Source organism: Oceanisphaera sp., assembly GCF_052084945.1.
Classification (GTDB): Bacteria; Pseudomonadota; Gammaproteobacteria; order Enterobacterales; family Aeromonadaceae; genus Oceanimonas.
Genome location: NZ_JBQDEX010000165.1, coordinates 1 through 3970 on the forward strand (window position 1 = coordinate 1; position 3970 = coordinate 3970).

General features: G+C 44.5%; 4 protein-coding genes and 1 pseudogene. 2 read left to right on the forward strand and 3 right to left on the reverse strand.

The genetic code is table 11. From position 1 onward, the window contains the following. The coding region (locus ACTHY5_RS11440; RefSeq protein ID WP_441879756.1) for a hypothetical protein at positions 1–202 on the forward strand (202 nt) is incomplete at its 5' end. A gap of 107 nt (positions 203–309) precedes the next feature. Here ACTHY5_RS11440 and trhA read toward each other — a convergent pair. Then, positions 310–963: a PAQR family membrane homeostasis protein TrhA gene (trhA, locus tag ACTHY5_RS11445; protein ID WP_441879759.1), complete on the reverse strand. Its 654-nt coding sequence runs from the start codon at positions 961–963 to the stop codon at positions 310–312. A gap of 149 nt (positions 964–1112) precedes the next feature. Here trhA and ACTHY5_RS11450 point away from each other — a divergent pair, with 149 nt between their 5' ends. Next, a complete protein-coding gene (locus ACTHY5_RS11450) occupies positions 1113–1400 on the forward strand; it encodes a hypothetical protein (protein ID WP_441879762.1) in 288 nt (95 codons plus the stop codon). 942 nt (positions 1401–2342) lie between these two features. On the opposite strand, the gene ACTHY5_RS11455 is transcribed toward ACTHY5_RS11450, so the two are convergent. Together ACTHY5_RS11455 and ACTHY5_RS11460 are read right to left on the reverse strand one after the other, a co-directional pair. Continuing rightward, a complete protein-coding gene (locus tag ACTHY5_RS11455; RefSeq protein WP_441879764.1) occupies positions 2343–3638 on the reverse strand; it encodes a tyrosine-type recombinase/integrase in 1296 nt (431 codons plus the stop codon). A gap of 152 nt (positions 3639–3790) precedes the next feature. Continuing rightward, positions 3791–3970, reverse strand: a pseudogene (locus ACTHY5_RS11460) (hypothetical protein); the annotation flags it as partial.

Below are 3970 nucleotides of genomic sequence, written 5' to 3' on the forward strand. Positions count from 1 at the left end.
TAGTCTGGCCTCGGAGAAATTGGATACCAAGCAGCATAAAAAACTGCTCGTTAACCATAGTGTTGGTTTATTAAGCGTTACAGCCAATGTAGATCCCTTTATCCGCCCCTATACCACGAAGCTACCTGTGAATGGAATTAGCAGGCAGCTCGGAGCTTCAAGAGAGGTAACAGAGATCGACTACCACTACCAACATACATAGTTGGTAGTGGTAGCAACGCAGCTACTGATGGCAGGGCAAGGATTTCTACTTAACCGACCATCGGCGCTAAGGATGACGCGGTTTGACTTGTGACTAAGAGACAGATCTTAGGCACCATAGCCATACACGGCAATATAATGACAGCTTGTACCGCCGAGTACCCACAAATGCCAAATAAAATGGCCAAAAGGGAGGTGATCATCTAACACAAAGAAAATGACGCCTAGAGTATAACTAACGCCGCCGGCCACTAACCAATAAATACCTTCTATCGGCATAGCTGCGATCAGGGGCTTAAAAGCTACAACAATTACCCAGCCCATTAATAAGTACAAGCTAGTAGAAAAGGCCATGGGTAAATGTTGGGCAAAGATTTTTAGTAAAACGCCAATAAGCGCTAAGGCCCACACCACGCCAAATAGGCTCCATCCCCAAGGGCCGTTTAGTACCCCCAAGAGCAAGGGGGTATAGGTGCCGGCAATCAACACGAAAATAGCGCAGTGCTCTAATACCCGAAACGCATGCTTAGGTTTACCTGGCGGTAAAAAGTGATAAATGCTGGACGTGAGGTACAAAAAAATAATTGCTGCGGCAAATAAACTGGCGCCGATAAGAAAAAACAGATCGCCAACTTGAGTGGCCTGATAAATTAAAAAAGGTGTGCCAATCAGAGCGGCCAATAGACCCAAACCATGGCTTAAAGTATTGGCCACTTCCTCAGCCTTCGTTTGCTCGCGCGAGTAACCATTGCGATGAAACATTATTAGCCCTAACATCAAATGAATATGGTATTAAGCACATAAATAGAGCAAAGGTTCAAGCACACTAAGTTATGCCAACATACTTGTTTTATGTAATACAACAATTTAATCTTGAGCCTAATGGCGTCATCAATAATAAGAGGTTATACATGGACAACAAACAAGAGTATTTAGCCTATTTGCAAGCCACATTCAGAGACTACTTTGCAGACATAGGCCAAACCGCCACTGAGCGCGCGCAAGCTAAAAGCTATATCAATGGGCTAATGGTGGCGGGTAAGATTTTTGGGGTGACATCAGACGAGTTGCAGCAGGTATTATCTCGAGAGCAAAGCCATAGAGTCAGTGATAGCAGCAAGCTTGCCATTCAAGGTCAAGATTTACTGGAAGTTCCTACTTATATTCGGTTTCCTAAACAGCCTGGATCACAGTTGTAAGCTAGTGACCATTCGACTAAAAACCATGAGCGTGGGACTTTCTAGTACAGCGCTCATGGCGCTTAAAATAGAGCAGGGGACTTGACACTTTTCATCGACTATTACTGCGCTTGTTATGTTAATACTAGGGTGTGAAGCAGCTGAGTGCTGTGCGTAAAAATTGTCGATTTACTTTGACAGCATTCATTTTCTTCCGTACTGGGCATCACACAAGCAAGATGTTTCAAGTTAGCGCGGCCTTTGTATATTGTTAGTTCCTCACGGTTCCACAGCAGTCACCAAACTTCCCTTATTTGATATTTATTGCACTTTCGAGCGTGCGCTCACTCCTGAGTTAAAGGTAAGAAAAAATGGCTAACGGCACTGTAAAGGGTCCTCAAGCTTCACAAATTCAGGCTATCTAATTACCGCTTGGTAATGAACAGTCTACAAACCCGCTTCGGCGGTTTTTTTTATATCTGTATTTTACCGTTGCTCGAAGTTGGGTATTTGGCCCTTACCCTATAAAGTCTTTTTCAGAACTTATCTCTATTGTTCCGTGTTCTTCCGTGGATTCCGTGGCGAAAATTTTTGATCAGTTAGTTTTACAGATTGGTATAACAGCTAAGCCAGAACCTATTTTTCAACATAGACGCGGCTAAGTGAATGAGCCACGAATAAAACACCGGCGTCTATAATTGCGTATCAGATTAATGATGCGCAATGTGTCGTTATGCAGTGACGCGAAAGCTAAGCTTAAATCAGAGAAAGTCGCGAAAGCTAAGCTTAAATCAGAGAAAGTCGCTAAAGCACAGGGTTAACAAGGCCTCCAGACTAATATACGCAACTTCGCATAATGTATATTATGTTAAATATGGTATATAACGGATCACGCTAGCTCATAGGATAAGTCTTCTCTCGCGTTAGTTCTCGGTACTTGTACTTCTTTTTGATCCATCACCGTTAGCTTTTGCTGTCACTTAATCTATTGAGTTTTTTGCGCTCGGCACTTTGGTGACGTTCTATTTTACCGGTATGCAAATATTGTGATGTGGTGTCTATGCTGTCGTGCCCAGCATCGGCTTGCACGTGGGATAATGGTCGGCCATTTAAATTGATATCGTGGGTAATACCGGTATGGCGAATGCTGTGCACGGTTAAGCTGCGCATCTCGGTGGCATCGTGTTCAAAACCATCACAAGCGGCATTGTTGGCGGCGGCGTCTATTAACTCATTTAGCAAATCCCGCAGTTGGCGAATACCTAGGTTGGCATTTAATAGCCCTTGATCACGCCCCCGTCCGGCAGCTTTATGGCGAATAAACAGTGGTGTTGTTTCGTTTGGCGCCGGTAATGGCGATAATGTTAAGCTCTGCCGATACTGTTTAAGCGCCTCAAGCAGTTCTTTAGACACTGCAACGGTGCGCTTTTTACCACCTTTACTAACGGGAATATGAAAGCTCCAAATACCGGTGTGGCTATCTCGGCGAAACTGACTCATAACCGGTGAAAAGCCCGGTCTGGCGGCCACTTCTGAGATGCGTAAGTAACAGCCATACATGAGTGAGATTAAAAATAAGGTGCGCTGATGCCGTTCCGGCGTTTGCTCTGCAAGATCTTGCGCGGTACTCATCATATAAGACCATTGTAAATCACTGAATACTCTCACTTCATCTTCGGCATCCAGCCCAACGGCGACGACTGGGTTGGATGCAAAGCGACTGTGGCGCATCCACATAACGGCGGGATTACGCTCGGTGACTTCTTCATTAATTAAGTAACCGTAAAAAGACGATAAAATGGCTATTTTAGTTTTAAGTGCTTTATCACTGAGTTGATATGGTTGTATGTGACCATCTTGTTTCTTTCCTAAAAATGGCCGCCACTGGGGATTGGGTTGCCGCTCTGCCCACTCTTTATTGAGGGTAAATTGCGCCACATTATGATAAGCAATTAACGCCGCCGGTGGTGCTGAGCAATAGTCGACATAGCGATTCATACTGCGACGATCAAGCGCTATTGGCGAGGTCTGCTCAACATCAAAGCACCAATGTAAAAAGGTAGTGAGTTCACTGCGGTACGTTTTGTAGTTGTTTTCGCTATATCGGCTTTCTAATAACCAATCGAGCGCATGTTCGTAGATAAAGGCGGCATCTGGCACCCGATTAAGGGTAATATCGGCAATATGTTGATTAATGATGCTGCTTCCCTCCTCTATATATTGAGGGGCATCAAAGAGCGGTAATACGGGGGTTGTCATAAGTAGCACTGCATATAATCTGTGTATTTATACAGTATACCTTATGGTTTATGCTTAAAGCAGCCCTGTTAAGCTAATGCCGATAAATACAGTTATCGGCATTAAATGCAGCTTTAAGCCATAAGCTGTCAGCGATCAGTTTTTCGTGGGGGTTATCGTTTTACTTCAAATAAAAAGGTGAATGGCTGGGTCTGCCCTTGGTGCTCAATATCCAGCACCCAAGCCCATATCATACTGCTTTCTGTACAGGCGCCGACTAAGGCTTGCCCCAGCCAAACACCAGGTGCTTGTTGGTTAATAAGCGCCGGTAAGGTGCCCATGTACATGCTGTG